Origin of the sequence: Pseudomonas sp. W2-17 (genome assembly GCF_041060445.1) — a bacterium.
Lineage (GTDB): Bacteria > Pseudomonadota > Gammaproteobacteria > Pseudomonadales > Pseudomonadaceae > Aquipseudomonas.
The window spans coordinates 67104-93880 of sequence record NZ_JAUFNS010000020.1; the positions used below are offsets into that span (position 1 = coordinate 67104).

At 59.0% G+C, this 26777-nt stretch carries 25 protein-coding genes and 1 pseudogene; 15 read left to right on the forward strand and 11 right to left on the reverse strand.

Annotation, left to right across the window (positions count from 1 at the left end; all coding sequences use genetic code 11):
• Nucleotides 1-16: 16 nt before the first annotated feature.
• Both QWI20_RS21820 and dcd read right to left on the reverse strand, forming a co-directional pair.
• Complete coding sequence (locus QWI20_RS21820; protein ID WP_369307189.1) at nucleotides 17-238, reverse strand: hypothetical protein; 222 nt, start codon at nucleotides 236-238, stop codon at nucleotides 17-19.
• Nucleotides 239-347: 109 nt separating this feature from the next.
• Nucleotides 348-914, reverse strand: coding sequence for a dCTP deaminase (gene dcd, locus QWI20_RS21825; RefSeq protein WP_002554836.1), 567 nt, complete (start codon nucleotides 912-914; stop codon nucleotides 348-350).
• Between the two features lie 310 nt (nucleotides 915-1224).
• Here dcd and QWI20_RS21830 point away from each other — a divergent pair, with 310 nt between their 5' ends.
• On the forward strand, nucleotides 1225-1434 hold the full coding sequence (locus QWI20_RS21830; protein WP_002554837.1) for a cold-shock protein: 210 nt from the start codon (nucleotides 1225-1227) through the stop codon (nucleotides 1432-1434).
• Nucleotides 1435-1598: 164 nt separating this feature from the next.
• Here QWI20_RS21830 and apbC read toward each other — a convergent pair whose 3' ends face one another.
• Entirely contained in the window at nucleotides 1599-2693 is a 1095-nt protein-coding gene (apbC, locus tag QWI20_RS21835) for an iron-sulfur cluster carrier protein ApbC (protein ID WP_369307190.1), read from the reverse strand.
• Between the two features lie 182 nt (nucleotides 2694-2875).
• On the opposite strand from apbC, the gene metG reads away from it, so the two are divergent.
• The 4 genes and pseudogenes from metG to QWI20_RS21855 all read left to right on the forward strand — a co-directional run bounded on the left by metG (nucleotide 2876) and on the right by QWI20_RS21855 (nucleotide 6775).
• Nucleotides 2876-4924: a methionine--tRNA ligase gene (gene metG / locus QWI20_RS21840; protein WP_369307191.1), complete on the forward strand. Its 2049-nt coding sequence runs from the start codon at nucleotides 2876-2878 to the stop codon at nucleotides 4922-4924.
• Nucleotides 4863-5801 (forward strand): annotated as a pseudogene (gene rsxB, locus QWI20_RS21845) (electron transport complex subunit RsxB); the annotation flags it as partial. The gene metG and the pseudogene rsxB, both read left to right, overlap by 62 nt.
• Nucleotides 5802-5842: 41 nt before the next feature.
• Entirely contained in the window at nucleotides 5843-6481 is a 639-nt protein-coding gene (nth, locus tag QWI20_RS21850; protein WP_108122181.1) for an endonuclease III, read from the forward strand.
• A gap of 105 nt (nucleotides 6482-6586) precedes the next feature.
• A complete protein-coding gene (locus QWI20_RS21855; protein WP_369307192.1) occupies nucleotides 6587-6775 on the forward strand; it encodes a PA3496 family putative envelope integrity protein in 189 nt (62 codons plus the stop codon).
• 100 nt (nucleotides 6776-6875) lie between these two features.
• Here the strand turns inward: QWI20_RS21855 and QWI20_RS21860 are convergent, their stop codons facing one another.
• Nucleotides 6876-7502: a response regulator transcription factor gene (locus QWI20_RS21860; protein WP_037012286.1), complete on the reverse strand. Its 627-nt coding sequence runs from the start codon at nucleotides 7500-7502 to the stop codon at nucleotides 6876-6878.
• Nucleotides 7503-8652: 1150 nt separating this feature from the next.
• On the opposite strand from QWI20_RS21860, the gene QWI20_RS21865 reads away from it, so the two are divergent.
• Nucleotides 8653-9207 (forward strand): hypothetical protein, encoded by a 555-nt coding sequence (locus QWI20_RS21865; RefSeq protein ID WP_369307193.1) that lies wholly within the window; start codon nucleotides 8653-8655, stop codon nucleotides 9205-9207.
• Nucleotides 9208-9378: 171 nt separating this feature from the next.
• On the opposite strand, the gene QWI20_RS21870 is transcribed toward QWI20_RS21865, so the two are convergent.
• A complete protein-coding gene (locus tag QWI20_RS21870; RefSeq protein ID WP_007938916.1) occupies nucleotides 9379-10596 on the reverse strand; it encodes an argininosuccinate synthase in 1218 nt (405 codons plus the stop codon).
• Between the two features lie 130 nt (nucleotides 10597-10726).
• Nucleotides 10727-11713, reverse strand: coding sequence for an OmpA family protein (locus QWI20_RS21875; protein WP_369307194.1), 987 nt, complete (start codon nucleotides 11711-11713; stop codon nucleotides 10727-10729).
• Nucleotides 11714-11857: 144 nt separating this feature from the next.
• Between QWI20_RS21875 and pyrC the strand changes: the two genes are divergently transcribed.
• The 4 genes from pyrC to bfr all read left to right on the forward strand — a co-directional run bounded on the left by pyrC (nucleotide 11858) and on the right by bfr (nucleotide 15188).
• Nucleotides 11858-12904: a dihydroorotase gene (gene pyrC, locus QWI20_RS21880; RefSeq protein WP_369307195.1), complete on the forward strand. Its 1047-nt coding sequence runs from the start codon at nucleotides 11858-11860 to the stop codon at nucleotides 12902-12904.
• Entirely contained in the window at nucleotides 12901-13578 is a 678-nt protein-coding gene (gene rnt / locus QWI20_RS21885) for a ribonuclease T (protein WP_122536107.1), read from the forward strand. Before pyrC ends, rnt begins: the two co-directional genes overlap by 4 nt.
• 714 nt (nucleotides 13579-14292) lie before the next feature.
• Entirely contained in the window at nucleotides 14293-14511 is a 219-nt protein-coding gene (locus tag QWI20_RS21890) for a bacterioferritin-associated ferredoxin (RefSeq protein ID WP_065992556.1), read from the forward strand.
• A 200-nt stretch (nucleotides 14512-14711) separates the two neighbouring features.
• Entirely contained in the window at nucleotides 14712-15188 is a 477-nt protein-coding gene (gene bfr / locus QWI20_RS21895; protein ID WP_065992554.1) for a bacterioferritin, read from the forward strand.
• A gap of 88 nt (nucleotides 15189-15276) precedes the next feature.
• Here the strand turns inward: bfr and grxD are convergent, their stop codons facing one another.
• The 3 genes from grxD to QWI20_RS21910 form a co-directional block, all read right to left on the reverse strand.
• The gene (gene grxD, locus QWI20_RS21900; protein WP_369307196.1) at nucleotides 15277-15606 is read right to left on the reverse strand and encodes a Grx4 family monothiol glutaredoxin; all 330 of its coding nucleotides are present in this window, start codon (nucleotides 15604-15606) and stop codon (nucleotides 15277-15279) included.
• 107 nt (nucleotides 15607-15713) lie between these two features.
• A complete protein-coding gene (locus tag QWI20_RS21905) occupies nucleotides 15714-17822 on the reverse strand; it encodes a molybdopterin oxidoreductase family protein (RefSeq protein ID WP_369307197.1) in 2109 nt (702 codons plus the stop codon).
• 147 nt (nucleotides 17823-17969) lie between these two features.
• Entirely contained in the window at nucleotides 17970-18272 is a 303-nt protein-coding gene (locus QWI20_RS21910) for a hypothetical protein (RefSeq protein ID WP_192171588.1), read from the reverse strand.
• Between the two features lie 450 nt (nucleotides 18273-18722).
• Here QWI20_RS21910 and argF point away from each other — a divergent pair, with 450 nt between their 5' ends.
• Together argF and QWI20_RS21920 are read left to right on the forward strand one after the other, a co-directional pair.
• Entirely contained in the window at nucleotides 18723-19643 is a 921-nt protein-coding gene (gene argF / locus QWI20_RS21915; RefSeq protein ID WP_369307198.1) for an ornithine carbamoyltransferase, read from the forward strand.
• Nucleotides 19640-20719 carry an ABC transporter ATP-binding protein gene (locus QWI20_RS21920; RefSeq protein ID WP_369307199.1) on the forward strand — a complete coding sequence of 360 codons (1080 nt, stop codon included), beginning with the start codon at nucleotides 19640-19642 and terminating at the stop codon, nucleotides 20717-20719. The genes argF and QWI20_RS21920 overlap by 4 nt, the downstream gene beginning before the upstream one ends.
• 40 nt (nucleotides 20720-20759) lie before the next feature.
• Here QWI20_RS21920 and QWI20_RS21925 read toward each other — a convergent pair whose 3' ends face one another.
• Together QWI20_RS21925 and ybaK are read right to left on the reverse strand one after the other, a co-directional pair.
• Nucleotides 20760-21548 (reverse strand): PhzF family phenazine biosynthesis protein, encoded by a 789-nt coding sequence (locus QWI20_RS21925; protein ID WP_369307200.1) that lies wholly within the window; start codon nucleotides 21546-21548, stop codon nucleotides 20760-20762.
• A 108-nt stretch (nucleotides 21549-21656) separates the two neighbouring features.
• Nucleotides 21657-22127 carry a Cys-tRNA(Pro) deacylase gene (ybaK, locus tag QWI20_RS21930; protein ID WP_369307201.1) on the reverse strand — a complete coding sequence of 157 codons (471 nt, stop codon included), beginning with the start codon at nucleotides 22125-22127 and terminating at the stop codon, nucleotides 21657-21659.
• Between the two features lie 297 nt (nucleotides 22128-22424).
• Here ybaK and glpK point away from each other — a divergent pair, with 297 nt between their 5' ends.
• The 3 genes from glpK to glpD all read left to right on the forward strand — a co-directional run bounded on the left by glpK (nucleotide 22425) and on the right by glpD (nucleotide 26568).
• Nucleotides 22425-23930, forward strand: coding sequence for a glycerol kinase GlpK (gene glpK / locus QWI20_RS21935; RefSeq protein ID WP_192171593.1), 1506 nt, complete (start codon nucleotides 22425-22427; stop codon nucleotides 23928-23930).
• Nucleotides 23931-24025: 95 nt separating this feature from the next.
• Complete coding sequence (locus QWI20_RS21940) at nucleotides 24026-24781, forward strand: DeoR/GlpR family transcriptional regulator (protein WP_074888955.1); 756 nt, start codon at nucleotides 24026-24028, stop codon at nucleotides 24779-24781.
• A 215-nt stretch (nucleotides 24782-24996) separates the two neighbouring features.
• Entirely contained in the window at nucleotides 24997-26568 is a 1572-nt protein-coding gene (gene glpD, locus QWI20_RS21945; protein WP_369307202.1) for a glycerol-3-phosphate dehydrogenase, read from the forward strand.
• Nucleotides 26569-26777: the final 209 nt, after the last annotated feature.

Consider the following 26777-nt stretch of genomic DNA (forward strand, 5'->3'; position numbering starts at 1 on the left):
ACCGACGGGACATGAATCAGGCAACCGGCGCGGGTGGCGGATCGTCCGGGATTGTCGGCACGCCGCCTTCGTCAGGCTGGGGGTACTCGTTTGGACTGTCCGGGTCTGGCTGCCCGGGAATGCCCCCGGCGACCATGTTGTTAAGATGTGGATGCGCTAACAGCGACCAAGCCAGCAAACCAACCTGATTGGCACTCGGGTCGGGTTCCTTGCTGCTGGTGTTGATGTGTCTCTTCATAGGGCACTCCTGAGCGTTGGCCCCATTCGCATGGTGCGGATGGGAACAGTTCAGTCAATAGAGTGCGAATTCCGAGACAAATTCAGTGACTGGCTGACAAATGGCGCTATCAGGTACGCGGCAGCGTCACACCACGCTGGCCTTGGTACTTGCCGCCACGGTCCTTGTAGGACACTTCACACTCTTCGTCGGATTCCAGGAAAAGCATCTGTGCGACGCCTTCATTGGCGTAAATCTTCGCCGGCAGTGTGGTGGTGTTGGAGAACTCCAGCGTCACGTGGCCTTCCCATTCAGGCTCAAGGGGGGTCACGTTGACGATGATGCCGCAGCGCGCGTAGGTGCTTTTCCCCAAACAGATGGTCAGCACGTTACGCGGAATGCGGAAATATTCGACGGTGCGCGCCAGTGCAAACGAGTTCGGCGGGATGATGCAGACATCGCTTTTAATATCGACAAAACTTTTTTCATCGAAATTTTTCGGGTCCACCGTCGCCGAATTGATGTTGGTGAACACCTTGAATTCGTCGGCGCAACGCACGTCGTAGCCGTAGCTGGAGACACCGAAAGAAATCACTCGATCAGCGCCTTCGCCGCGCACCTGACGCTCCACAAACGGCTCGATCATGCCGTGTTCCTGCGCCATGCGGCGAATCCACTTGTCCGATTTGATGCTCATGGCGGTGTCCTGAATAGCGAGGTGAAAAAGATGTCCGGCATCTTACCGGTCGAACGCTCCGGGTTCAAAGATTGCGCACCGTGTGCATTAAGGGCGTTGAGCCACCTCAAGAAAAAATCGAAGACAGCCCCTTTGCACATCTGAAAAAGTGGGGTAAGGTGGCCCCACTGTGTTGCTTGTGTCACTGAGAATATCTACACGATGTTGAATTTCGATCCAACCATCTCCAAGAATTTTTCCTGCTCTTTGCACTCAGTCTCGGCCAGGGCACTTCCTGAGTCGCAGTTAACTTTGTCCAAGGAGATACACCATGTCTAATCGCCAAACTGGTACCGTTAAGTGGTTCAACGATGAAAAAGGCTTCGGCTTCATCACTCCACAATCCGGTGACGACCTGTTCGTTCACTTCAAAGCTATCCAATCTGACGGCTTCAAAAGCCTGAAAGAAGGCCAACAGGTCTCTTTCATCGCTACCCGCGGTCAGAAAGGCATGCAAGCTGAAGAAGTTCAAGTTATCTAACTTGTACTGATTCGCTTAAAAACCCCGCCCTCAAAAGCGGGGTTTTTTATGCCTATTGAAAAAGCATGCCTGTACAGCGCACCAGCAACCGCCGCGTCAAATCTCATTACCGCGACATGCCGAGCATCCGGCACATCGCGTATCTCGCCTTCCGGCTTAATGCCTCAATCGTCGCTGACAGAAATGCTCGGCATCTCCGCCGCGGCAGCTTCCTGCAGCACGATCCGCGCGCCCACATGACGCGCCAGCTCCTGATACACCATTGCGATCTGACTCTCAGGCTCGGCAATCGCCGTAGGCTTGCCGCCATCGGCCTGCTCACGAATCAACATGGACAGTGGCAGCGAGGCCAACAGCTCGACGCCATACTGGGTCGCCAGCTTCTCCCCTCCGCCTTCGCCGAACAGATGCTCGGCATGGCCGCAGTTCGAACAGATGTGCACGGCCATGTTTTCAACCACACCCAGCACCGGGATGTTGACCTTGCGGAACATCTCCACGCCTTTCTTCGCGTCCAGTAATGCGAGGTCCTGCGGGGTCGTGACGATGACGGCGCCAGCGACCGGCACTTTCTGCGCCAGGGTCAACTGGATATCACCGGTGCCAGGCGGCATGTCGATGACCAGATAATCCAGGTCATTCCAGGCGGTCTGGGTCACCAGCTGCAGCAGCGCCCCCGAAACCATCGGCCCTCTCCAGACCATCGGCGTGTTGTCATCGGTTAAAAACGCCATCGACATCACTTCAATCCCATGGGCCTCGATCGGCACGAACCACTTCTGATCCTTGATCTTCGGACGGGTGCCTTCGGCAATGCCAAACATGACGCCCTGGCTCGGGCCATAGATATCGGCATCAAGAATGCCCACACGCGCACCTTCACGGGACAGCGCCAACGCCAGGTTGGCCGCCGTCGTGGATTTACCGACGCCGCCCTTGCCCGATGCAACGGCCACGATGTTCTTTACGTTGGCCAGGCCGGGGATCTGACCGAGGGCTTTGTGAGGGTGAATCACCGACGTGATCTGGACGCTCGCCGATGTGACGCCATCCAGCCCCTCAATCGCCATCTGCAGCATCTGCGCCCAGCCGTTCTTGAACAGCGCGGCCGCGTACCCCAACTCCAGCTGGACGCTCACGCGACTCCCGTCGATCTCGATGGCGCGGACGCACCCGGCGCTGACCGGGTCTTGATTCAGGTACGGATCGATGTACTGGCGAAGGACGGCTTCCACCGTTGCGCGATTGACAGCGCTCATGGGTGACTCCTTAAAGACTGAGTAAAACAGGCGGCCATCCTACCTTGTATGCCCGATAAAGAACGCAGCGACGTCTTTCTTTCAAGCACATCGGCAGATTCCGACATGCAGCGCGGGATGAAAAAAAACGCTCAGGCCTTTATAGTGGCCGACCTCCGTTTCACTTCAAGTAGCCGAGCCCAATGTCCGAGCCACGCAAGATTCTCGTCACCAGCGCCCTGCCCTATGCCAATGGTTCCATTCACCTTGGCCACATGCTCGAGTACATCCAGACCGACATGTGGGTGCGCTTTCAAAAGCACCGCGGCAACCAGTGCATTTATGTGTGCGCGGACGACGCCCATGGTTCGGCCATCATGCTGCGCGCCGAAAAAGAAGGCATCACGCCAGAGCAATTGATCGCCAACGTGCAGGCCGAGCACAGCGCCGACTTCGCTGACTTCCTGGTGGATTTCGACAACTTCCACTCGACTCACGCCGAAGAAAACCGCGAGCTGTCGAGCGAGATCTACAAACGTCTTCGCGACGCCGGCCACATTGCCACGCGCTCCGTGACGCAGTATTTCGACCCGGAAAAGAAAATGTTCCTGGCCGACCGCTTCATCAAAGGCACCTGCCCGAAATGCGGCACTGAAGACCAGTACGGTGACAACTGCGAGAAGTGCGGTGCCACCTACGCCCCGACCGACCTGAAAGATCCGAAGTCGGCGATTTCCGGTGCAACCCCGGTACTTCGTGATTCCAAGCATTTCTTCTTCGACCTGCCTGCGTTCGATGCCATGCTCAAGAGCTGGACGCGAAGTGGCACACTGCAGGACGCCGTGGCGAACAAGATCGCCGAGTGGCTGGATTCCGGCCTGCAGCAGTGGGACATCTCCCGCGATGCGCCGTATTTCGGCTTCGAGATCCCCGACGAGCCGGGCAAATATTTTTACGTGTGGCTGGATGCGCCGATCGGCTACATGGCGAGCTTCAAGAATCTGTGCGCACGCCGTCCGGAGCTGGATTTCGACGCGTTCTGGCGCAAGGATTCGACCACCGAGCTTTACCACTTCATCGGCAAAGACATCGTCAACTTCCACGCGCTGTTCTGGCCCGCAATGCTCGAGGGTTCGGGATTCCGCAAGCCTACCGGCATCAACGTCCACGGCTACCTGACAGTCAATGGCCAGAAGATGTCGAAATCCCGCGGTACCTTCATCAAGGCACGCACCTACCTTGAGCACCTGTCGCCGGAATACCTGCGTTATTACTACGCGGCCAAGCTGGGCCGTGGCGTCGACGATCTCGACCTGAACCTTGAAGACTTCGTGCAGAAGGTCAACTCTGACCTGATCGGCAAGGTGGTGAACATCGCCAGCCGTTGCGCGGGATTCATTCAGAAAGGCAACGCAGGTCTGCTGGTCGCCGGCAATGCCGAGCCTGAGCTGACTGACGCTTTCCGCACCGCAGCGCCGAGCATTGCCGACGCCTACGAGGCACGTGACTTTGCCCGCGCGATGCGCGAAATCATGGCGCTGGCTGACCGCGCCAACGCCTGGATCGCCGACAAGGCGCCGTGGTCGCTGGCCAAGCAGGAAGGCAAACAGGACGAGGTTCAGGCGATCTGCGCCCTGGGCATCAATCTGTTCCGTCAGTTGGTGATCTTCCTCAAGCCTGTGCTGCCGAATCTGGCTGCAGACGCGGAGCAGTTCCTCAACGTCGCGCCACTGACCTGGAATGACCACCAGACGCTGCTGAGCAATCATCAGCTCAACCCGTTCCAGCCGCTGATGACCCGCATCGACCCCGTAAAAGTGCAAGCCATGACCGACGCCTCGAAAGAAGACCTGGCCGCCAGCGCCACCGACACAGGTGCGGCACCGCAGGGCAATGGTGAGCTGACCCAAGACCCGCTCTCCCCCGAGATAGACTTCGACGCCTTTGCGGCGATTGACCTGCGTGTCGCGCTTATCGAGAAAGCCGAGCATGTCGAAGGCGCCGACAAGCTGCTGCGCTTGACGCTGGATATCGGCGACGAGAAGCGCAACGTCTTTTCCGGCATCAAGAGCGCCTACCCTAACCCGGCGGAGCTGGAGGGTCGGTTGACCATGATGATCGCCAACCTGAAGCCGCGGAAAATGCGCTTTGGTATCTCGGAAGGAATGGTGATGGCAGCGGGTCCTGGCGGTGAAGAGATTTACCTGCTCAGCCCTGACAGCGGCGCCAAGCCCGGTCAGCGCATCAAGTAACCCGACCCGAACCGTAACATTCTGCACGTTATCGACGGCCCGCTCGGGTCGTCGATCTGGTCCAAGCATGAGCCTGATTCAGCGCATCGACGCCTTGCTGCCGCAAACCCAGTGTGGGAAGTGCGGCCATCCAGGCTGCCAGCCCTACGCCGAAGGCATTGCGAGCGGCGAAGCCATCAACAAGTGTCCACCCGGCGGCGACGAGACCATCGCAGCACTGGCTCGACTGCTGAAAGTGCCGGTCCTGCAACTGGACATCGAACGAGGCACTGCGCCGGCGCAAGTCGCGTTCATTCGCGAGGCCGAGTGCATCGGTTGCACAAAATGCATTCAGGCCTGCCCGGTGGACGCCATCGTCGGCGCTGCCAAGCTGATGCACACCGTCATCATTCAGGAATGCACCGGCTGTGATCTGTGCGTTGCGCCCTGCCCGGTCGACTGCATCGACATGCTGCCGTTGCCAGTGACCTCCGTGCCGTTCATTGGTGATTGCGCGATGGATGAGGCGCAGCTATCCGTCAGAGCCGTCAAACGCAGTCGTGCGCGGCAACGCTTTGATGCGCGCTCGGCCCGCCTGCAGCGCGATGAGCAGCGACGCCAGGCCGAACGCCAGGCTCGCCCGTTACGGACCGTCACGCCGGCCGTTCTCCAGCCAGATCCGGCGCAAGCCGCCCTGGCGCGGATTCGCTCAAAACCGTCGACAGGCAGTGACGCGGCGTTGAAACAGGCACGCGCCCAGGTCGCCATGAGCAGAGCTCAACTGCTGAAGTCGCTGAGAGCCTTTGGTCACCCGCCAATTGCCGAACAAGCCGCGCAACTCGTGCAGCTGCAGCGTGGCCTCGACGAGGCGGAGCACGCGCTGGCCCAATTGCAGAACCCGGCGCCCGCAGCACCGTCTTTTCAGGAAAAGCCCACCCCATGAACGCCGCCAAACGCCTTGAGATCTTTCGTCGCTTGCACGAAGACAATCCCGATCCCAAAACCGAACTGGCTTACACCACGCCGTTCGAGCTGCTGATCGCCGTGATTCTCTCGGCACAGGCCACCGATGTCAGCGTCAACAAGGCCACGGCGCGTCTCTACCCGGTCGCCAATACGCCTGAGGCGATTTACGCGTTGGGTGTCGAGGGTTTGTCTGCCTATATAAGGACCATTGGCCTGTATAACAGCAAGGCGCGAAACGTGATCGAAACGTGCCGCCTGCTGATTGAGTTGCACGGCGGCGAAGTGCCGCAGACCCGAGAGGCCCTCGAAGCCCTCCCCGGCGTGGGCCGCAAGACCGCGAATGTGGTCCTGAACACCGCGTTCCGCCAGTTGGCGATGGCAGTCGATACGCACATCTTCCGCGTCAGCAACCGTACCGGCATCGCGCCAGGGAAGAACGTGGTGGAAGTTGAAAACAAGCTGATGAAATTCGTGCCCAGGGATTACCTCATGGATGCGCACCATTGGCTGATCCTTCACGGCCGTTACGTGTGTATTGCGCGCAAGCCCCGATGTGGCAGTTGTCGGATCGAAGACCTGTGCGAGTACAAGGCCAAGACCTCTGACGATTGAACGATAGCGTCTGAAGGCGTTGATCGATTAAAAAAATCTTTTTTACCCGCGCAGGGTTTGTCGTTATAAGGAGCGCCAACGACCGTTCACGCCTGAGGCTGAATCATGAGCGATGAAAAAGACACCATCGAAGTCGAAGTCGACGACGACTTCGTGATCGAGGAACCGGACGAAGTCCCGCCCGCGCCGGTAGAAACCGCCAAGACCAACCTCAGCAAGCGCCGCACGATCGATAACCTTCTGGAAGAGCGTCGCCTGCAACGTCAGCTTGCGGATTACGACTTCGATTTCTGAGCCGGCCTGGACGGCACTCGAGCAGCAGGCCTCTCCCGACAGAGAGGCTTTGCGGCATCAACTGATGACGCCGCCCTCAGGTACCGTCGTCCCACGGCCATCAGACCAGCCCGTTTCGTTGCGCGAGCTCGATCAAGTCGACCAGCGAATGCGCATTGAGCTTGAGCAACAGGCGCGTCTTGTACGTGCTGACGGTCTTGTTGCTCAGGAACATGCCGTCGGCGATTTCCTTGTTGGTCTTGCCACGGGCCAACTGCTGCAACACCATCATTTCTCTTCCCGACAGACGATCCACCATCTCCGCCTCACTGGCATTGCCGAGACTGGAACGCACTGTGTGCAACGCCTGGTTGGGGAAATAACTGTAGCCGGACAACACCGCCTTGATGGCGCTGAGCAACTCGGTCAGATCCTGTTGCTTGCAGACATAACCTGCAGCACCCGCCTGCATGCAGCGCATTGAAAAATGCCCCGGTGCCTGGGAAGTCAGGATCAGCACCTTGAAGGCCAGCGTCATCGCCGACAATCGGGCGATGACCTCCAGGCCATCGAGCTTGGGGATACCGATGTCCAGAATGACAATGTCCGGCAAGTGCTCGCGCGCCAGTTGTAACGCATCCACGCCGTTATCCGTCTCGGCAATGACTTCGTAGCCATGGCGTTCCATCAACATGCGTACGGCGAGCCTGATGACAGGGTGATCATCCACGATCAACACTTTATTCATGAGCAGTCCATTCTTCGCTGTTCGAATTTTCAGAGCCCGCACAATAGCTTAGTCGTTTAGTGCTTTGCATGGCGCTCCTCCCTGCAGATCAGCAGGCAAAGACCTTTCTCACTCAACCAACAGAAAAATCCTACAAAACCTGCCCTATCCGCTCTATTTTTACGATGTTCAATCCCGTCTCAGTACGTGACCGCATAATGTCTGAGACCGCAAGTGGTAATTTTTGAATCCTGAATACGCTGAGCATTTCTCACTATATGAATGCGGGTTGATAGCGCGATTTGTCCTAAGGCAGGTCGGCGACCCGCTTGATCCGCCGACGGGTTTGAACGCGCGGAAATTCAGGGCTTTTCTGAACGCTCGGGAAAAATGGTTATCTCTATGAGCAGTGGCTCAGGCCGATGGGTTTCAACCCGTTCACTCTGGGCGTCATGGCTTCAGCATATGCCTATCTTGCCGGGCTGCCAGCAAACAAAAATCATAAAATATTGCAGGCCATGGGAAGCGTATGCGACCGCACACACTTGGTTAAATGACACAGGCGAACTCGAAGAGTTTGATTACATCTTAAATACTCGAAAGGACCTACAGCGTGTTCAGAAATTTCTGAACAGTTCGGATTAACTTTCAACTGGTCGCGCCTTGGTACGGTGTGCCGGGAGGGGCACAGATAGTTACCTCATTTCCTCTCCCTCGTACCGGGTTACCCAACTTATAACGACCGACTCACATCACCCCCTATTAAAACGGGGGGCTGGCCCGCCTCTCACGTAATACCATTCAGGCGATAACATCCAGCACCTTCAGGCCATTCCAGAAAAATACTACATAACTAACGGATTATTATTACCGCGAAGAACTTCACCCAAAGGAATTAAAAAACAAACCCCCTATTTTTTGGCTTTTTACTTGCCAAACCTATTACCAGTCGTTACTTTTTGATGAGCGAATGGTTCAGCCCACTAATAGTTAGTGGCGCTTATCACAATATAAGATTATTGCACACATAAATACTGGCGCTTCTTTATGACAGTAATCCGTGCGCAGGCCGCTCTTCGGCTTGAATAAGCCATTCAGTGTTTAAACGCTCTTAAGCGTGAACGTCCCGGCAGTGAAGGCTGTTTAGTTGATATGTTCAAAGGAACCTACCATGACCAAGAAAATAAAATACTCCATTGGCGCAAGCAGTGACCCTATCAAACTGGCGGAGGCGGTAGAGCGCTATGTTTCCCAGGGCGGCGTCATTAACGTCATTGCAGAAGGAGAGTCGCGGGAGACGGAAGCGTCGAGGCAAACCCGGGAGGCGGATCCGGAAGCGGAGTTGTGCACCAAGGTCGACCTGCTCAAGGGCCTTGTGGCCAAGGGAGCTGGTGTCGCCGCGCTGCAATACTCGCTGCGCATGAACCAAAAGGACATCAAGCGTCTGGCCAGCGAGAACGGCCTGAAGATCCGCTACTGCCAGCCTGTCCGCCGGTCACGCGCGCCCCGGCAACGAGAGCCGGTTACCCTGGACGACGCCACTGCCGGGCATGCCATGCATTACTCGGCGCTGGGTTACACCGTTCCAGAGATCGCTCAACTACTGGGCGTCGGCGTACGCGATATCTGGGACATCGGCAAAGCCTATCGTTTTGAGTTTCGTACAACTTCGCAGGGGGGTACGGCTGAGAAAGCCGCTGGCGGGGAGACAGATTTGACAAACTGAGGCAGGAGATAACACACAGCGCAAGAGCGTCTATTACTGTTCTTGAACGACGGCAACAACCTGGCCGGTGTCGAATCAGTAAAGGTTGCAGGTGAAGCCGCAGCGGCATGCGGAGAACAGGTGTAATGAGTGCAGCCCTGAACAAGGGCTGCACATCAATCACGGCAGCGATCAGAACAACTTGCGGCCTTTGTTCGCTGCAATCCGCATGCGCAATGCATTGAGCTTGATAAAGCCCGCAGCGTCCGCCTGGTTGTAGGCGCCGCCGTCTTCTTCGAACGTCGCGATGTTGGCATCGAACAGCGACTCGTCGGACTTGCGACCGGTCACGATTACGTTGCCTTTATAAAGCTTCAGGCGCACGACACCGTTCACGTGGGCCTGCGACGCATCGATCATCTGCTGCAGCATAAGACGCTCAGGGCTCCACCAGTAGCCGGTGTAGATCAGGCTGGCGTATTTCGGCATCAGCTCGTCTTTAAGGTGAGCGACTTCGCGGTCCAGGGTGATCGACTCGATCGCACGGTGAGCGCGCAGCATGATGGTGCCACCCGGGGTCTCGTAGCAGCCGCGGGATTTCATGCCGACGTAGCGGTTCTCGACGATGTCCAGACGACCGATACCGTGCTCGCCACCAATGCGGTTCAAGGTGGCAAGGACGGTGGCCGGAGTCATTTCAACGCCGTCCAGTGCCACGATGTCGCCGTTGCGGTAGGTCAGCTCCAGGTACTGCGGCTTGTCCGGCGCGTTTTCCGGCGAGACTGTCCACCGCCACATGTCTTCTTCGTGCTCGGTCCAGGTGTCTTCCAGCACGCCGCCTTCATAGGAGATGTGCAGCAGGTTGGCGTCCATCGAGTACGGGGATTTTTTCTTGCCGTGGCGCTCGATCGGGATCGCGTGCTTCTCGGCGTAATCCATGAGTTTCTCGCGGGACAGCAGGTCCCACTCGCGCCATGGCGCAATGACTTTTACACCAGGCTTGAGCGCATAGGCGCCCAGTTCAAAGCGGACCTGGTCGTTGCCTTTACCGGTAGCACCATGGGAAATGGCGTCGGCGCCGGTTTCGTTGGCGATTTCGATGAGGCGCTTGGCGATCAGGGGGCGCGCGATGGAAGTACCCAGCAGGTACTCGCCTTCGTAGACGGTGTTGGCGCGGAACATCGGGAACACGAAATCACGCACGAATTCTTCGCGCAGGTCGTCGATGTAGATTTCTTTGACGCCCATGGCTTGTGCCTTGGCGCGTGCCGGCTCGACTTCTTCGCCCTGACCCAGGTCAGCGGTGAAGGTCACCACTTCGCAGTTGTACGTATCTTGCAGCCACTTGAGGATTACCGAAGTATCCAGGCCACCGGAATACGCGAGAACTACCTTGTTAACGTCCGCCATGCCATCACTCCAACGCGTTGTACGGAAAACCGACGAGTTTACCGATCACGCGCAGGAATTTACAGTGTCGCGACAGCTTCTGACGACAAAGCGACAGATTCTGTCAGTCAGACGACCTGCCTGATCATCATCATGATGCCTTGGCGGGTGTCGCACCTGCCGCTGTAACAGGCGCCGCGCCCGGGGCTGGCATTGCGGCAGGCCCGGGCAATGGAGCCGGCGTCGGAGCAGGTGCAGCGGATGGCGGCACGGCGGGGGTCTGCTGCGCCACACGCTCCAGGTGAATATTCACCCGGCGGTTGCGCGCGCGGTTGGCGTTGTTGGTGTTGGGCGCCAGCGGGTACTGCTCGCCGTGGAAGCGCAGGGTGATCTGTTCTTCCGGGATGCCCTGAGCCTTGAGGTAGTCCATCACCGACAGCGCCCGACGCCGCGACAGATCTCGGTTGGTCAACCGGTTGCCGCTGTTGTCGGAGTGACCATCGAGTTCGACGTGATTGACCGTCGGATCAGCCTTCATATAAGCCAGCACGGTGTCCAGCTGGCGTTTGGCCTTGGCGTCCAGCTCGATGCCGCCGCCAGGGAAGCCAATCTCGGACTGACGCACTTGCTCGAAATTCATCGGCAACAGCTTCGCCGTACACACTTGAAAGTCACCGTAGGCCTTGCTGAATTTGACCGGCAACAGACGGACTTCCATCGCGCCGCCGCCATCACGCAGAGAATGACGAAACACCGGGCTGCGCCCTTCCATCAGGCCCGCGATCAGGCGTGTGGCCTGGGCCTGATTGGTATTAAAAGGAATCTCGCCGCCGCTGACTCTCACCGCGCCAAGATTGAGATCACTGCGACCTGGCTGCCACGGCGCCGCTGCGGCAATCAACATGGCCGAACCGGACGCCAGACTGTAGCCATTGGCTTTCAAGCGAAACGTCGGCTGCTCACCCGCGCGACGCACGAACTCTCCGGCACCGAAATCGGTAATTGGCTGCGTCAGCCTGCACTCGAACTGATCGCCTTCCACCTTCCACTCAATATTCTCCAGACGGGTCTGGAAGGTGAGCGCCATGGCCGGCAGGCTGGCAAACGCGCTGAGCAGAGCTAGGTATCGCTGGCGCACGGGAGGCTCCACTGAATTTACGTGTAACAGGATTTATGACTTACACGTGGCTATCGGTAACTTCCCGCAAAACTTGATAGCGAGTGCCTGGAGGAGTCTTTTCCGGTAGCATTCCCAGCGAGTTTGACCCGCCTGGAATCCCCAATGTCCGAACGCCTGACCCTCCTGCGCCCCGACGACTGGCACATCCATCTTCGAGATGGCGCTGTTTTGCCCCACACCGTCGCCGACGTAGCGCGCACTTTTGGCCGCGCGATCATCATGCCGAACCTCGTGCCGCCGGTACGCAACGCCGAGCAAGCGGACGCTTATCGTCAGCGCATCCTCGCTGCGCGCCCGCAAGGCAGTCGCTTCGAGCCGCTGATGGTGCTTTACCTGACCGACCTGACGCAGCCCGAAGAGATTCGCGCCGCGAAGGCCAGTGGTTTCGTCTACGCCGCCAAGTTGTACCCGGCAGGCGCTACTACCAACTCCGATTCGGGCGTGACCAGCGTCGACAAGATCTTCCCGGTGCTCGAGGCGATGGCCGAAGTGGGACTGCCGCTGTTGATCCACGGCGAAGTGACCCGCGGCGACATCGACGTGTTTGACCGCGAGAAGATTTTCATCGATGAACACATGCGCCGTGTGGTCGAGCGTTTTCCGACCTTGAAAGTGGTGTTCGAACACATCACCACCGCCGACGCCGTGCAGTTCGTCAATGAAGCATCAGCCAATGTCGGCGCGACCATCACTGCGCACCATTTGCTGTACAACCGCAATCACATGCTGGTGGGCGGCATCCGTCCCCACTTCTATTGCCTGCCGATCCTCAAGCGCAACACCCACCAGGTCGCCCTGCTCGATGCCGCCACCAGCGGCAGCAGCAAGTTCTTCCTCGGAACGGACTCCGCGCCCCACGCCCAACACGCGAAAGAAGCCGCCTGCGGTTGCGCTGGCTGCTACACCGCGTTCGCCGCCATCGAGCTGTACGCCGAGGCGTTCGAGTCACGCAATGCGCTGGACAAGCTGGAAGGTTTCGCCAGTCTGCACGGTCCGGCCTTTTATGGCCTTCCGGCCAACACCGACACCATTACACTGGTTCGTGACGAGTGGACGGCCCCCGCCAGCCTGCCGTTTGGCGAGCTTTCTGTTATCCCGCTGCGCGCCGGTGAAAAACTGCGCTGGCGCCTGCTGGAGGAACACGCGTGAGTGAAGAACATTACGAAGACGAGCAAGAAGGCTCCGGTGGCGGCACAGGGTCCCGGCACCCGATGGCTGCCCGTTTTCGCGGTTACCTGCCCGTTGTCGTTGACGTAGAAACGGGCGGTTTCAATTGCGCCACCGATGCATTGCTGGAAATCGCGGCCACGACGATTGGCATGGACGAGAAAGGCTTTGTCTTCCCGGACCACACCTATTTCTTCCGCGTGGAACCCTTCGAAGGCGCCAACGTTGAAGCCGCGGCGCTGGAGTTCACCGGCATCAAACTGGATCACCCGCTGCGCATGGCCGTGAGCGAAGAAACCGCGCTGACGGACATCTTCCGTGGGATCCGCAAAGCGCTAAAGGCCAATGGCTGCAAGCGCGCGATTCTGGTGGGCCACAATGCCAGCTTCGACCTGGGCTTTCTCAACGCAGCGGTTGCGCGGCTCGACATGAAGCGCAATCCGTTTCACCCGTTCTCGAGCTTTGATACTGCGACCCTGGCGGGTCTGGCGTACGGGCAGACTGTCCTGGCGAAAGCCTGCCAGTCGGCGGACATCGATTTCGACGGCCGCGAAGCCCATTCGGCCCGTTACGACACCGAAAAGACTGCGGAGCTGTTCTGCGGCATCGTCAACCGCTGGAAAGAAATGGGCGGCTGGCACGACTTCAACGATTGAGTCGATGCTGCTGCGCGATTGAAGAACCGGCCCAAGTGGCCGGTTTTTATATGGGTGGGGATCGATAGGCAGTGATCGGCTCAAACTCCGTCAGCGCCCCGACTGGCCTCTTCCCGGCTAAAGCCGTTCCTACGAAAAGCAACGCGTGCAGTCAGTGGGACCGGGGTCAGGTGACGCGGAGCGTCACGGAGTGCATGCCCACGCAGAGCGCGAGAACGATCAAACGACGTTCAGCGTCCCGACTGGCCCCTTCCCGGCTAAAGCCGGTCCCACTAAAAAGCACATCGCGTACAACCCGTGGGACCGGCGTTAGCCGGGAAGCTCTTGATCTGCGCAAACGCGCTTTTGATCGTCATACACAAATGCTCAGACACCACCAAACGCGACTTGGGTGCAGGCTGAACGCAGGGCCCACGGAGCGAGACCGGAGTGAAGGAACCTGACGAAGTCGGGCCCAACCAGGAGCAAAGCGTTTTTGGTTACTTTTGGCTGGGCCGGCAATCCGGGCGCTTTTGCCAAAAGTGACCCGCCGTAAGGGCGGAACCCTAATCAGCACCACCGCAGAAAACGGATATACACACAAACCCCATGCCTGACACCCCACCTGACCACTCATCGGTAGCCACGCGAAGAAGCCTGAGTAGTTTTGACAAGCATTCTCATTAACATTAGTATCCCTCGCATTGAGCCAATCACTCAGCGACGGTTTCTTATATGTATGTCTGCCTCTGCCAAGGTGTTACCGACGGACAAATCCGTGAAGCAATCATGGAAGGATGCTGCAGCTATCGTGACGTCCGCGAGACCCTGGGTGTTGCCAGCAAATGCGGGAAATGTGCCTGCCTGGCGAAGGAAGTGGTGCGTGAAACACTGACCGAACTGCAAACCAGCCATGCCGCCCTCGCCTACCCCGCAGAATTTTCAGCTGCCTGAATTACCGATTTCAAACAAAACCGGACACTGTCCGGTTTTTTTATGCCTTTAATTCAATCGCTTAGCAACAAGATGCGGAACACAAACATTCTTATTCCTATTTATTTTCACTTATTATTCAATAACTTAGGTTTGACAGAGTTATAGAGGGGGCTCAGACTTGCCGCCTGTATTACCTATACCTTCGACAGGACCCGATCATGAAAGGCGACATCACAGTCATCCAGCATCTCAACAAGATCCTCGGTAACGAGCTGGTCGCGATCAATCAGTACTTCCTGCATGCACGCATGTACGAAGACTGGGGCCTGAACAAGCTGGGCAAACACGAGTACCACGAATCCATCGACGAGATGAAACACGCTGACAAGCTGATCAAGCGCATCCTGTTCCTGGAAGGCCTGCCAAACCTGCAGGACCTCGGCAAGATCCTGATCGGCGAACACACCAAGGAGATGCTTGAGTGTGACCTGCGCATCGAGCGCAAGGGCCACGCCGACTTGAAAGCAGCCATCGCTCACTGCGAAACCGTTGGCGACTTCGGCAGCCGCGAAATGCTGGAAGACATTCTGGAATCGGAAGAAGAGCACATCGACTGGCTGGAAACCCAGCTGGGCCTGATCGACAAGGTCGGCATCGAGAACTACTTGCAGTCGCAGATGGGCGAAGAGGACTGATTCCAGTCCCGAACATCGTCTCAAAGCATCGCCCAATAAAAAGCCCCGCGTCTCGGCAGAGAGCGGGGCTTTTTTACGACTGCCGAAATCAGGCAGTGGCGTTCTTCGCAACAGCGGTTTTCACCAGTTCCTGCAGCGAACCGTCGGCTTGCATTTCAGTGATGATGTCGCTACCGCCGACCAGCTCACCACCGACCCACAGCTGCGGGAAAGTTGGCCAGTTGGCGTACTTCGGCAGATTGGCACGGATTTCAGGGTTCTGCAGGATATCGACGTACGCGAACTTTTCGCCACACGCCATCAGTGCCTGAGAAGCCTTGGCCGAAAAGCCGCACTGCGGGGCATTCGGAGCGCCTTTCATGTAAAGCAGAACGGTGTTGCTGGCAATCTGATCTTTGATCGTTTCGATAATATCCATGGAGCACCTCGGCTAAACTTTACGACTGTATGTGTCGACACGGTGGCGCATTCTAAACGATTCCCGAGCATAACGCTCGGTCTTGGCCTTGATCGCCCCGATGACTGTCATGCCGCCGCAACCGTGACCGGCACCCCGTTCAGCACAGCGTTCCCGGAAACCCCGTCCAGCGCCCTCTCGTCAGTCAAGTCATTTGCGCTTTCACCTGGCTGTGCCGCCGCGATGTCCATTTTCACGCCCGGACGACGGTGACCCCAGCCATGGGGCAGGCTGACGACCCCGGGCATCATGTCGGCGCTGCCCGTGACCTCGACCTCGATCACGCCGACCCGCGAGCTGACCCTGACCCGCTGTCCGTCCACCAACCCTCGGCTGAGCAAATCATCGGGGTGCATCAACAACTGATGCCGCGGCTTGCCTTTCACCAGACGATGGTAATTGTGCATCCATGAATTATTGCTGCGCACATGACGCCGACCGATGAGCATTAGGCCGTCGACGTGCGGAGCCGGTTGCGCGGCGAAGCGAGCGAGATCGGCAAGGATCACCGACGGCGCGGCCTGCACGCGCTGATTGACCGTTTTGAGACGCGTAGCGAGGTTGGGCTTGAGCGGCCCGAGGTCCAGGCCGTGGGGATACTGCGCCAGCGTCTCCAGCGACAACTTAAACGGCGAGGCATCACCATACAGCCCGGCACGCAAACCGCGATCCACCATCTGCGCAGGGGGCATCGTCGGTTTGAGCTCGCGACCGGTTTTCAGTGCGAACGCCTGGGCGAGGCCGACGAAGACTTCCCAGTCGTGCAGCGCGCCTTCGGGCTTGGCGAGGATCGCGCGGTTAAAGCGGGTGACGTTGCGCACGGCGAACATGTTGAACGTGGTGTCGTAGTGGTCGTTTTCAAGCGCGGACGTCGATGGCAGGATGAGGTTTGAGTGCCGGGTGGTTTCGTTGATGTACAAATCGACGCTGACCATGAACTCCAGCCCTTCAAGCGCGGTGTCGAGCTGACGGCCGTTGGGCGTCGACAACACCGGGTTGCCCGCGACCGTAATCAGCGCCTTGATCTGCCCTTCCCCCGGCGTCAGCATTTCCTCGGCCAGCGCTGAAACCGGTAGCTCGCCGCCATACTCGGGCAGCTGCGAGACGCGGCTCTGCCAGCGGTTGAAGCTGCCGCCGGAGGTCGATGCCACCAGATCCAGCGCCGGCTCCGTGCACAGCGCACCGCCTGCACGATCGAGATTGCCGGTGACCAGGTTGATCAGTTGCACCAGCCAGTGGCACAGCGTGCCGAACGCCTGGGTGGAAATGCCCATACGCCCATAACACACCGCACTTTCGGCAGCGGCGAAGTCCCGCGCGAGCTGCCTGATCTGCTCGGCAGGCACGCCGCATCGAGGACTCATGGCGTCGGCATTCATCCCGCTGACTGCCGCGCGGACTTCCTCCAGTCCATCAACGGCAAGGTGGCTTTCACGGGTCAGGCCTTCGGCGAACAGGGTGTGCAGCAAACCGAACAGAAACGCTGCGTCGCCGCCCGGACGGATGAACAGGTGCTGATCGGCAATGGCGGCCGTTTCGCTGCGGCGCGGATCGACCACGACAACTTTGCCGCCACGGGCCTGAATCGCCTTCAGGCGCTTCTCAACGTCGGGCACGGTCATGATGCTGCCGTTGGACGCCAGCGGATTGCCGCCGAGGATGAGCATGAAATCGGTGTGGTCGATGTCGGCGATGGGCAGCAGCAGGCCGTGGCCGTACATCAAATGACTGGTCAGGTGATGAGGCAGCTGGTCCACAGAGGTTGCGGAGTAGCGGTTACGGGTTTTCAGCAGGCCGAGAAAATAATTGCTGTGGGTCATCAGCCCATAATTGTGCACGCTGGGGTTGCCCTGATACACCGCCACCGCGTTCTGCCCATGGCGCGCCTGAATGTCGGCCAGGCGCTCGGCGATCAGATCAAACGCGGCCTGCCAATCGATCGGCTGCCAGTCGTTGCCAATGCGCTGCATGGGCTGCCGGAGGCGATCGGGGTCATTCTGGATGTCTTGCAGCGCGACGGCTTTGGGGCAGATATGGCCGCGACTGAACGAGTCCTGCGCATCGCCTTTGATCGAGGTGATCAGGGTGGTAGCGTCGTCCTGCAGGGTGGTTTCGAGGGTGAGGCCGCAAATCGCCTCGCACAGGTGACAGGCACGGTGGTGGAGAGTCTTGGTCATCGCCAGTCTCGAGTTTTTATAGGGCGATCAAGCCGATCGCGGATACAAAACTATGGGACCTGTCCGGGCGATGCGCCAGAAACGTCAGTGCCGTGAATCGGGCTCCATCAGGCGAGCCGATAGCTCACCCGATGAAGGAAACGTCACTCAGGAAGCAGCGCCACCGATGGGCGTGACCACCTTGCGCTGCATCTGCACCTCATGAACCGTTTCGATCTGCTCCTGAGACACCTGGATGCCGGTGAGTTCGCCGATCAGCCGCCAGTGCTCGTCGAGGCCGGCGCTGATGGTTGCCATGCGATCGATCATCCGACGCCCCGCAGAACGTGTGACCTCGTCTTCGCTGCGCATCAGTTCGAACGACATCGACGTCATGGACGCCGTGAGGTGCGTAAGGGTTCGAGCCGTGAGCCCGAGCAGTTCCGTCAGTTGTTGCTCTTTTGAATCCATTCCCCACCTCTTTTGGAGGACATAAGCGGCCTTTATAACCCACGCCGATGGTTTAGGAAACGTCCGGGTTTCCGCGGCGTGAAGCATGTCGCATAAGGCTGCACAGTGGTTTGCGACTGTTACGGATCAGGCAGTAATCGCAGCGACGCCAAAGGGTGTCACGAGCGAGCGATCTGATCAGGACTAATGCGATGGCGAAAGGCCTGCGCAGAAACATGACTGTAGCACTTCGTTACATGAAAAGCGTCCTGCGAACGCCGCTTTCAGGCTACCGAACGTCCGACGGCAATTTTCCGTCACGGCGGGCCTTGGCATCAGGCGACATTTTCTTATACCCTCGCGCCTTCCCTATTCGTCGCCCCGTGCGGCTTTCGCCGCAGGTCTCGCCCGTTTTTCCGAAAAAACCCGGCTTTGAGGATCTGCGGTCTGTTGCAGACAAGGTAGTTAATGATGAGCGCAAGGCACTTTCTCTCGATGATGGACTACACCCCCGCTGAGCTGGTCGGGGTGATTCGTCGCGGCGTTGAGCTGAAGGCCCTGCGAAATCGAGGCGTACTCTTCGAACCATTGAAGGGCCGCATCCTGGCGATGATCTTCGAAAAGTCCTCGACCCGGACCCGTGTCTCGTTCGAAGCCGGAATGATCCAGCTCGGCGGCCAGGCCATCTTCCTCTCCCCTCGGGACACCCAGCTGGGTCGTGGCGAGCCGATTGCCGATGGCGCCCGGGTCATGTCGCGGATGGTCGATGCCGTGATGATCCGGACCTTCGCCCACAGCAACCTCACCGAATTCGCCGCCCATTCCCGCGTGCCGGTAATCAACGGCCTGTCTGACGACCTTCATCCCTGCCAGTTGCTGGCGGACATGCAAACGTTCCTCGAACACCGCGGCTCCATTCAGGGCAAGACCGTGGCGTGGATCGGCGACGGCAACAACATGTGCAACAGCTATATAGAAGCAGCGATTCAGTTCGACTTTCAGTTGCGGGTCGCCTGCCCGGAAGGCTACGAACCCAGCGCGCATTTTCTGGCCCTGGCGGGCGATCGCGTGACCCTGACCCGTGACCCCCACGAAGCGGTGCGAGGTACGCATCTGGTCTCCACCGATGTCTGGACGTCCATGGGACAGGAGGAAGAAGCCGCCAAGCGTCTGGCCTTGTTCAAGCCTTTTCAGGTCACCCGCGAAATGCTCGACCGCGCTGCTGACGATGTGATTTTCATGCACTGCCTGCCAGCGCACCGTGGCGAAGAGATCAGCGAAGACTTGCTGGATGACCCGCGTTCGGTGGCGTGGGATCAGGCGGAGAACCGGCTGCATGCGCAGAAAGCCCTGCTCGAATTCCTCGTGGCGCCGGCCTTTACTGCCCCATGAGCCAGCCCCTGCTGCTGACCCTGCATAACCTCGCCTGCGGTTATCAGGACCAACGGGTGGTGCAGAACCTCAATCTGCACCTGAATGCCGGCGACATCGGCTGCCTGCTGGGTTCGTCCGGCTGCGGCAAGACCACCACCCTGCGCGCCATCGCCGGTTTCGAGCCGGTACATGAAGGCGAGATCACGCTGGCGGGCGACGTCATTTCCCGGGCCGGGTTTACCCTGGCCCCGGAGAAGCGCCGGATCGGCATGGTGTTTCAGGACTACGCCCTGTTTCCGCATCTCACCGTCGCGGACAACATCGCCTTCGGCATCCGCAATCATCCGCGCCAGAAGCAGGTGGTCCAGGAGATGCTGGAGCTGGTCAATCTCGGCGCGCTTGGCATGCGTCATCCCCACGAGCTTTCCGGTGGACAGCAGCAACGTGTGGCGCTGGCCCGCGCACTCGCGCCGGAGCCGCAGTTGCTGCTGCTGGATGAGCCGTTTTCAAACCTGGATGGCGAGTTGCGTCGGCGCTTGAGCCATGAGGTGCGCGACATTCTCAAGGCCCGTGGCACCAGCGCGATTCTGGTGACCCACGACCAGGAAGAAGCCTTTGCCGTTAGCGATCACGTCGGCGTGTTCAGGGATGGTCGGCTGGAGCAGTGGGACACGCCCTACAACCTCTATCACGAGCCGGCGACGCCTTATGTCGCCAGTTTCGTCGGACAGGGTTATTTCATTCGCGGGCACATGATTGATGCCGAGTCGGTGCAGACCGAATTGGGCGTGCTGCGGGGCAATCGTGCCTACGCCGGCGCGCGCGGCACCCCGATGGATGTGCTGCTGCGTCCTGACGACCTTATTTATGCGCCCGACAGCCCGATCAAGGCCCGCGTCGCGAGCCTGACCTTCCAGGGCGCGGCCACCTTGTATCGCCTGCAGTTGCCGACCGGCACGCAGCTGGAGGCGTTGTTCCCCAGCCACGTGGATCTGCGCGCCGGAGATCAGGTCGGGTTCGACGTCTCAGCCGAGCATCTGGTGCTGTTTCCAACCTCGGGCAGCGTGCCGGTGCATCGGGACGTCGCGATCTGAAGGCCTGTCACTCTCGATCAGGCACCTTCACCCGCATCAACTATCCGAGTATCAACGCGCCGCTGGCCACCAGCGTCGCGTGCCCGCCAATCTTCACTCGGTCACCCTCCAGCCGGCAGAACAGCTCCCCTCCCCGCGCCGACGCCTGATAACCCGTCAGGCTGAATTTGTTCAGGCGCGCCGACCAGTAAGGAATCAGGCTGCAGTGTGTCGAGCCAGTGACCGGGTCTTCATTGATGCCGATGCCCGGCGCGAAGTAGCGCGAGACAAAGTCGTAGCGTTCGCCGTCACCCTTGGCGGTCACGATCACACCCGGCCACGGCAATCGCGCGAGGGCGGCAAAGTCGGGCTTGCAATCTCGAACCGCCTGCTCGGACTCCAGCACCACGAGCAATTCCGCAGCACTCAGCACGTCGACGACGGCGGTGCCGAGAGCACGCTCGATTTCTACCGTCACACCCTGCTCGGCGGGCGGCATCGACGGAAAGTCCAAAACCAGCCGATGACTTTCGCGGCTCACGCTCAGCGGCCCGGATTTACCGGTGAAGTGAATGACTTCAGCCTTCTCGCCATACTTCTCGAACAGCACGAAGGCGCTGGCGAGGGTCGCATGCCCGCAGAGCGGCACTTCATGGGTCGGGGTGAACCAGCGGATGTGCCAGGCCGGGGCTTCACGGACCAGAAAGGCGGTCTCCGACAAATTGTGCTCTGACGCAATCTGCTGCATCAATTGATCGGAAAGCCAGGCGTCCAGGCGGTAGACCATTGCCGGGTTGCCTGAGAACGGGCGGTCGGTGAAGGCATCGACCTGATGGAATTCAAGCTGCATGGAAGGCATCCCCGTGTAAAGACATGCGGCGACCCGGTTCGGGCGCTGCGGATCTGCGGCCAGCATCACCGCATGAAAGGGTCAGGCATTTCTGACGAACCTGGCGAATCATTCCCGCCCAATCCGGGCAAAGGAGGCACCGGTGTGTTGTGCAAGTACGGCGGCGGGCAGCTCGACTTCAAGCCCGCGTCGACCAGCGCTGACAAAAATCGTCGCGAAAGGTTGAGCGGACTCATCGATGAAGGTGCGCAGCCTTCTCTTCTGCCCCAGCGGGCTGATCCCGCCCAAGAGATAACCGGTGGCACGTTGGGCGGCGGCCGGGTCAGCCATCTCTGCTTTTTTTGCGCCTGCGGCATGGGCCAGCGCTTTCAGGTCCAGCGAGCCCACGACGGGGACCACCGCGACCAGCAGCTCGCCTTTTTCGGTGCTGGCCAGCAGGGTCTTGAACACCTGAGCGGGGGCCAGATCGAGCTTTTCTGCCGCTTCCAGGCCATAGGACGCGGCTTTGGGATCGTGCTCGTAACTGTGCACGCGATGTTCGGCGCGAACCTTTTTCAGTAAATCCAATGCAGGGGTCATGCAGTGCTCCAGACAGCCAGACACTTTCTTGTTTGCTGCCGATACTTTAGGCCATCGGTTATCGAAATGCCTGCGTTTGCGCAGGACTTATCCACTAATATCGGCGACTCGAAACTTTCATCGATAAGGTTCGCTTTCGACCTTTGACAAGGTTCGTTTACGTCTATATTTTTTCGAATACGAATATCCCGCTTGCTTCCTTGACGCCATCCCGGTATTCAGTGCCCAAAGGCACTTGGCACAGGCAACAAAACGGACGGCAGTTTCCGGAATCTCGTTTCATCACAGGCATTCACCATGACCGACACCGAAAATAAGAATTACATCATCGCTCTGGATCAAGGCACCACCAGTTCCCGCGCCATCATTTTTGACCGTGATGCCAACGTGGTGAGCAGCGCCCAGAGCGAGTTCGTTCAGCATTATCCCCAGCCTGGTTGGGTCGAGCACGATCCGATGGAAATCTTCGCGACCCAGACTGCGTGCATGACCAAGGTGCTGGCCCAGGCCAACCTGCACCACAACCAGATCGCCGCGATCGGTATTACCAACCAGCGCGAAACCACGGTGGTCTGGGAGAAAGACACCGGCCGGCCGATCTACAACGCAGTCGTCTGGCAATGCCGCCGCAGCACCGAGATCTGCCAGCAGCTCAAGCGCGACGGTCTCGAAGACTACATCCGCGATACCACCGGTCTGGTCATCGACCCGTACTTTTCCGGCAGCAAACTGAAGTGGATTCTTGATCACGTTGAGGGCAGCCGCGAGCGCGCCCGCCGCGGCGAGCTGCTGTTCGGTACTGTCGATAGCTGGCTGATCTGGAAATTCACCGGCGGCAAAGTGCACGTCACCGACTACACCAACGCTTCTCGCACGATGATGTTCAACATCCATACGCTGGAGTGGGATCAGCGCATGCTCGACGTGCTCGACGTGCCCCGGGAGATGTTGCCGGAGGTCAAGTCGTCGTCCGAAGTCTACGGCCACAGCAAAAGCGGCATTCCCATCGCCGGGATTGCCGGCGATCAGCAATCAGCGTTGTTCGGCCAGATGTGCGTCGAGCCGGGTCAGGCGAAGAACACCTACGGCACCGGCTGCTTCCTGCTGATGAACACGGGCAAGAAAGCCGTGAAATCCAATCACGGCCTGTTGACCACCATCGGCTGCGGTCCGCGCGGTGAAGTGGCGTATGCGCTGGAAGGCGCTGTATTCAACGGCGGCTCCACCGTGCAATGGCTGCGCGACGAGTTGAAAATCGTCAACGACTCCATGGACACCGAATACTTCGCCACCAAAGTGAAGAACAGCAATGGCGTCTACCTGGTGCCAGCTTTCACCGGTCTGGGTGCGCCCTACTGGGACCCGTATGCACGCGGCGCCTTGTTCGGCCTGACCCGTGGCGTGAAGGTCGATCACATCATTCGTGCCGCGCTGGAGTCCATCGCCTACCAGACCCGCGACGTGCTCGACGCCATGCAACAGGACGCCGGCGAGCCCCTCAAGGCCCTTCGCGTTGACGGCGGCGCAGTGGCAAACAACTTCCTCATGCAGTTCCAGGCCGACATTCTTGGCACGCCGGTGGAGCGCCCGAAAATGCGCGAAACCACTGCACTGGGCGCGGCGTATCTGGCCGGCCTCGCGATCGGTTTCTGGAGCGGGCTGGACGAGCTGAAGGGCAAGGCGGTCATCGAGCGCAAGTTCGAGCCGCAATGCGATGACGCCGAGAAGGAAAAACTGTACGCCGGCTGGCGCAAGGCGGTGGACCGTACGCGCGACTGGGAACCCCACGAAGAAGCTGAATAAGCACGATCCTGAACGGAGCGGCAGAGACATTTTTTCCGGCTGACAGGCAATGGCTGCCTGCGGCATCATGGGCGCCCGTGCCCGAAGGATAAAAAATGAATCTGCCACCCCGTCAACAGCAGATCCTCGAGCTGGTCCGCGAGCGCGGCTACGTCAGCATCGAGGAAATGGCGCAGCTGTTCGTCGTGACCCCGCAAACCATCCGCCGCGACATCAATCAGCTCGCGGAAATGAACCTCCTGCGTCGCTACCACGGCGGCGCGGCCTACGACTCCAGCATCGAAAACACTGCCTACGCCATGCGTGCCGATCAGATGCGTGATGAGAAGCAACGCATCGCCGAGGCCATCGCCGCGCAGATTCCGGATCACGCGTCGCTGTTCATCAACATCGGCACCACCACCGAATCCATTGCCCGCGCGCTGCTCAACCACAACCACCTGAAGATCATCACCAACAACCTGCACGTGGCGTCGATTCTCAGCGGCAAGGACGACTTCGAAGTGCTGCTGGCAGGCGGCAATGTGCGCCGGGATGGCGGCGTGGTCGGTCAGGCGAGCGTGGATTTCATCACGCAGTTCAAGGTCGATTTCGCCCTGGTGGGCATTAGCGGGATCGATGAAGACGGCAGTCTGCTGGATTTTGATTATCAGGAGGTCCGCGTTTCCCAGGCGATCATCGCCAACGCGCGTCAGGTGATTCTGGCTGCAGACTCCAGCAAGTTCGGCCGTAACGCGATGGTTCGCCTAGGGCCGATCACGCTGATCGATTGCCTGGTGACGGACCAGACGCCTGTGCCTGCGCTGGCGCAACTGCTGACGCAGAACAAGATTCGGCTGGAAGTGGTTTAACCCTCGATCCATGGGCGAGCGCGACTCCAGCGCCCGCTTCACCTCCGATGTTCGCTTTTGTTCCTTTCCTCGCTCTCCCATCAGTATTTTCAATGAAAACTGAGTGGCTGTGGTCGCCTTATTGCGCTACTATTTTCGGAAATGAACATAAATGTTCGAATTCGCCCGCCTTGTCGCGCAGCATTCGAACGTGATCGAACACTCAGGAGGCCCCGATGGCCCAGTCCAGTTTGCCGACACCCCCCCTTTCCGAGGTCTATGACGTTGCCGTGATCGGTGGTGGCATCAATGGTGTCGGTATCGCGGCAGACGCATCGGGCCGGGGCCTCTCGGTCTTTCTCTGCGAGAAGGATGACCTCGCCAGCCACACCTCTTCAGCCAGCAGCAAGCTGATCCACGGTGGGCTGCGTTACCTGGAACATTACGAATTCCGTCTGGTTCGCGAAGCGCTGGCTGAACGAGAGGTGCTGCTGGAAAAAGCGCCGCACATCGTCAAGCCGATGCGTTTCGTATTGCCTCACCGCCCGCACCTGCGCCCTGCGTGGATGATCCGTGCCGGCTTGTTCTTGTATGACCACCTTGGCAAACGCGAGAAGCTGGCAGCGTCGAAGACCATTCGCTTTGGCGCCAACAGCCCACTGAACAGCTCGATCACCAAGGGCTTCGAGTACTCCGATTGCTGGGTTGACGACGCACGTCTGGTGGTTCTCAACGCCATGGCCGCCCGTGAAAAAGGCGCGCACATTCATACCCAGACCCGCTGCCTGGGCGCCCGTCGCAGTGGCGGCGTGTGGCACATGAACATGGAGCGTGCGGACGGCAGCCTGTTTTCCATTCGCGCCAAAGCGCTGGTCAACGCAGCCGGTCCATGGGTCGCCAAATTCATTCGTGAAGACCTGAAGCTCGAATCGCAGTACGGCATTCGTCTGATTCAGGGCAGCCACTTGATCGTGCCGAAACTGTACGAAGGTGAAAACGCGTTCATCCTGCAGAACGAAGATCAGCGCATCGTGTTTGCCATTCCGTACCTGGAACGCTTCACCATCATCGGTACGACCGACCGCGAGTACTCCGGCGATCCGGGGAAAGTAGCGATCACCGAAGGCGAGACCGATTACCTGCTGAAAATCGTCAACGACCACTTCAAGAAGCAACTCAGCCGCGCCGACATTCTGAGCACGTGGTCGGGCGTGCGTCCGCTGTGCAATGACGAGTCGGACAACCCGTCGGCGATCACCCGCGACTACACCCTGTCGCTGTCGGGCAGTGCTCAAGAAGCGCCGATCCTTTCCGTGTTCGGCGGCAAGCTGACGACTTATCGGAAGCTGGCGGAATCGGCGATGCAGCAATTGGCGCCGTTCTTCCCGCAGATGAAGCCAAGCTGGACCGCAAAAGCCAGCCTCCCAGGCGGTGAAAGCATGACCACGCCTGAGCTGTTGGCGGCGCAACTGGAACAGCGTTGCAGCTGGCTTCCGGCGGAAATCGCCAAGCGTTGGTCGATTACCTACGGTTCACGCAGCTGGCGCATTGTGGAGGGCGTTCAGACACTGAGCGACATGGGCGAACATTTGGGCGGCGGTCTGTACAGCCGCGAAGTGGATTACCTGTGCAGCGAGGAATGGGCGACCAAGGCCGAAGACATTCTTTGGCGCCGGACCAAGCTCGGTTTGTTCACCACTGCCCAGGAGCACGAGAACGTCCAGCGGTACCTGGACAACGTCGCAAGCACCAACGGGGCTATTGACCGGCTTGACTGGTCAGTGTCGGCACCAAAGATCCACGCATAATTTGCCAGACCGAATTCCCGGCTAAAGCCGTCCTACTGAAATGACGCGATTTTGTAGGACCGGCTTCAGCCGGGAAAGCGTCAGAAATCACACAGCAAAACCATTGGCTACACACTATTAACTCCCTGCGATACCATTCGGATTCCCGAACACCCTTCCCCGTTCAGTTCGGAATCCCGGACAGCCCGCCCCCCTTCTCGCTCATCCCC

What these genes read in the sequence shown, in the direction of transcription:
- QWI20_RS21820 (WP_369307189.1), bottom strand. Translation starts at nt 238, where the DNA reads ATGAAGAGACACATCAACACCAGCAGCAAGGAACCCGACCCGAGTGCC.
- dcd (WP_002554836.1), bottom strand. Translation starts at nt 914, where the DNA reads ATGAGCATCAAATCGGACAAGTGGATTCGCCGCATGGCGCAGGAACAC.
- QWI20_RS21830 (WP_002554837.1), top strand. Translation starts at nt 1,225, where the DNA reads ATGTCTAATCGCCAAACTGGTACCGTTAAGTGGTTCAACGATGAAAAA.
- apbC (WP_369307190.1), bottom strand. Translation starts at nt 2,693, where the DNA reads ATGAGCGCTGTCAATCGCGCAACGGTGGAAGCCGTCCTTCGCCAGTAC.
- metG (WP_369307191.1), top strand. Translation starts at nt 2,876, where the DNA reads ATGTCCGAGCCACGCAAGATTCTCGTCACCAGCGCCCTGCCCTATGCC.
- nth (WP_108122181.1), top strand. Translation starts at nt 5,843, where the DNA reads ATGAACGCCGCCAAACGCCTTGAGATCTTTCGTCGCTTGCACGAAGAC.
- QWI20_RS21855 (WP_369307192.1), top strand. Translation starts at nt 6,587, where the DNA reads ATGAGCGATGAAAAAGACACCATCGAAGTCGAAGTCGACGACGACTTC.
- QWI20_RS21860 (WP_037012286.1), bottom strand. Translation starts at nt 7,502, where the DNA reads ATGAATAAAGTGTTGATCGTGGATGATCACCCTGTCATCAGGCTCGCC.
- QWI20_RS21865 (WP_369307193.1), top strand. Translation starts at nt 8,653, where the DNA reads ATGACCAAGAAAATAAAATACTCCATTGGCGCAAGCAGTGACCCTATC.
- QWI20_RS21870 (WP_007938916.1), bottom strand. Translation starts at nt 10,596, where the DNA reads ATGGCGGACGTTAACAAGGTAGTTCTCGCGTATTCCGGTGGCCTGGAT.
- pyrC (WP_369307195.1), top strand. Translation starts at nt 11,858, where the DNA reads ATGTCCGAACGCCTGACCCTCCTGCGCCCCGACGACTGGCACATCCAT.
- QWI20_RS21890 (WP_065992556.1), top strand. Translation starts at nt 14,293, where the DNA reads ATGTATGTCTGCCTCTGCCAAGGTGTTACCGACGGACAAATCCGTGAA.
- bfr (WP_065992554.1), top strand. Translation starts at nt 14,712, where the DNA reads ATGAAAGGCGACATCACAGTCATCCAGCATCTCAACAAGATCCTCGGT.
- grxD (WP_369307196.1), bottom strand. Translation starts at nt 15,606, where the DNA reads ATGGATATTATCGAAACGATCAAAGATCAGATTGCCAGCAACACCGTT.
- QWI20_RS21905 (WP_369307197.1), bottom strand. Translation starts at nt 17,822, where the DNA reads ATGACCAAGACTCTCCACCACCGTGCCTGTCACCTGTGCGAGGCGATT.
- QWI20_RS21910 (WP_192171588.1), bottom strand. Translation starts at nt 18,272, where the DNA reads ATGGATTCAAAAGAGCAACAACTGACGGAACTGCTCGGGCTCACGGCT.
- argF (WP_369307198.1), top strand. Translation starts at nt 18,723, where the DNA reads ATGAGCGCAAGGCACTTTCTCTCGATGATGGACTACACCCCCGCTGAG.
- QWI20_RS21920 (WP_369307199.1), top strand. Translation starts at nt 19,640, where the DNA reads ATGAGCCAGCCCCTGCTGCTGACCCTGCATAACCTCGCCTGCGGTTAT.
- QWI20_RS21925 (WP_369307200.1), bottom strand. Translation starts at nt 21,548, where the DNA reads ATGCAGCTTGAATTCCATCAGGTCGATGCCTTCACCGACCGCCCGTTC.
- ybaK (WP_369307201.1), bottom strand. Translation starts at nt 22,127, where the DNA reads ATGACCCCTGCATTGGATTTACTGAAAAAGGTTCGCGCCGAACATCGC.
- glpK (WP_192171593.1), top strand. Translation starts at nt 22,425, where the DNA reads ATGACCGACACCGAAAATAAGAATTACATCATCGCTCTGGATCAAGGC.
- QWI20_RS21940 (WP_074888955.1), top strand. Translation starts at nt 24,026, where the DNA reads ATGAATCTGCCACCCCGTCAACAGCAGATCCTCGAGCTGGTCCGCGAG.
- glpD (WP_369307202.1), top strand. Translation starts at nt 24,997, where the DNA reads ATGGCCCAGTCCAGTTTGCCGACACCCCCCCTTTCCGAGGTCTATGAC.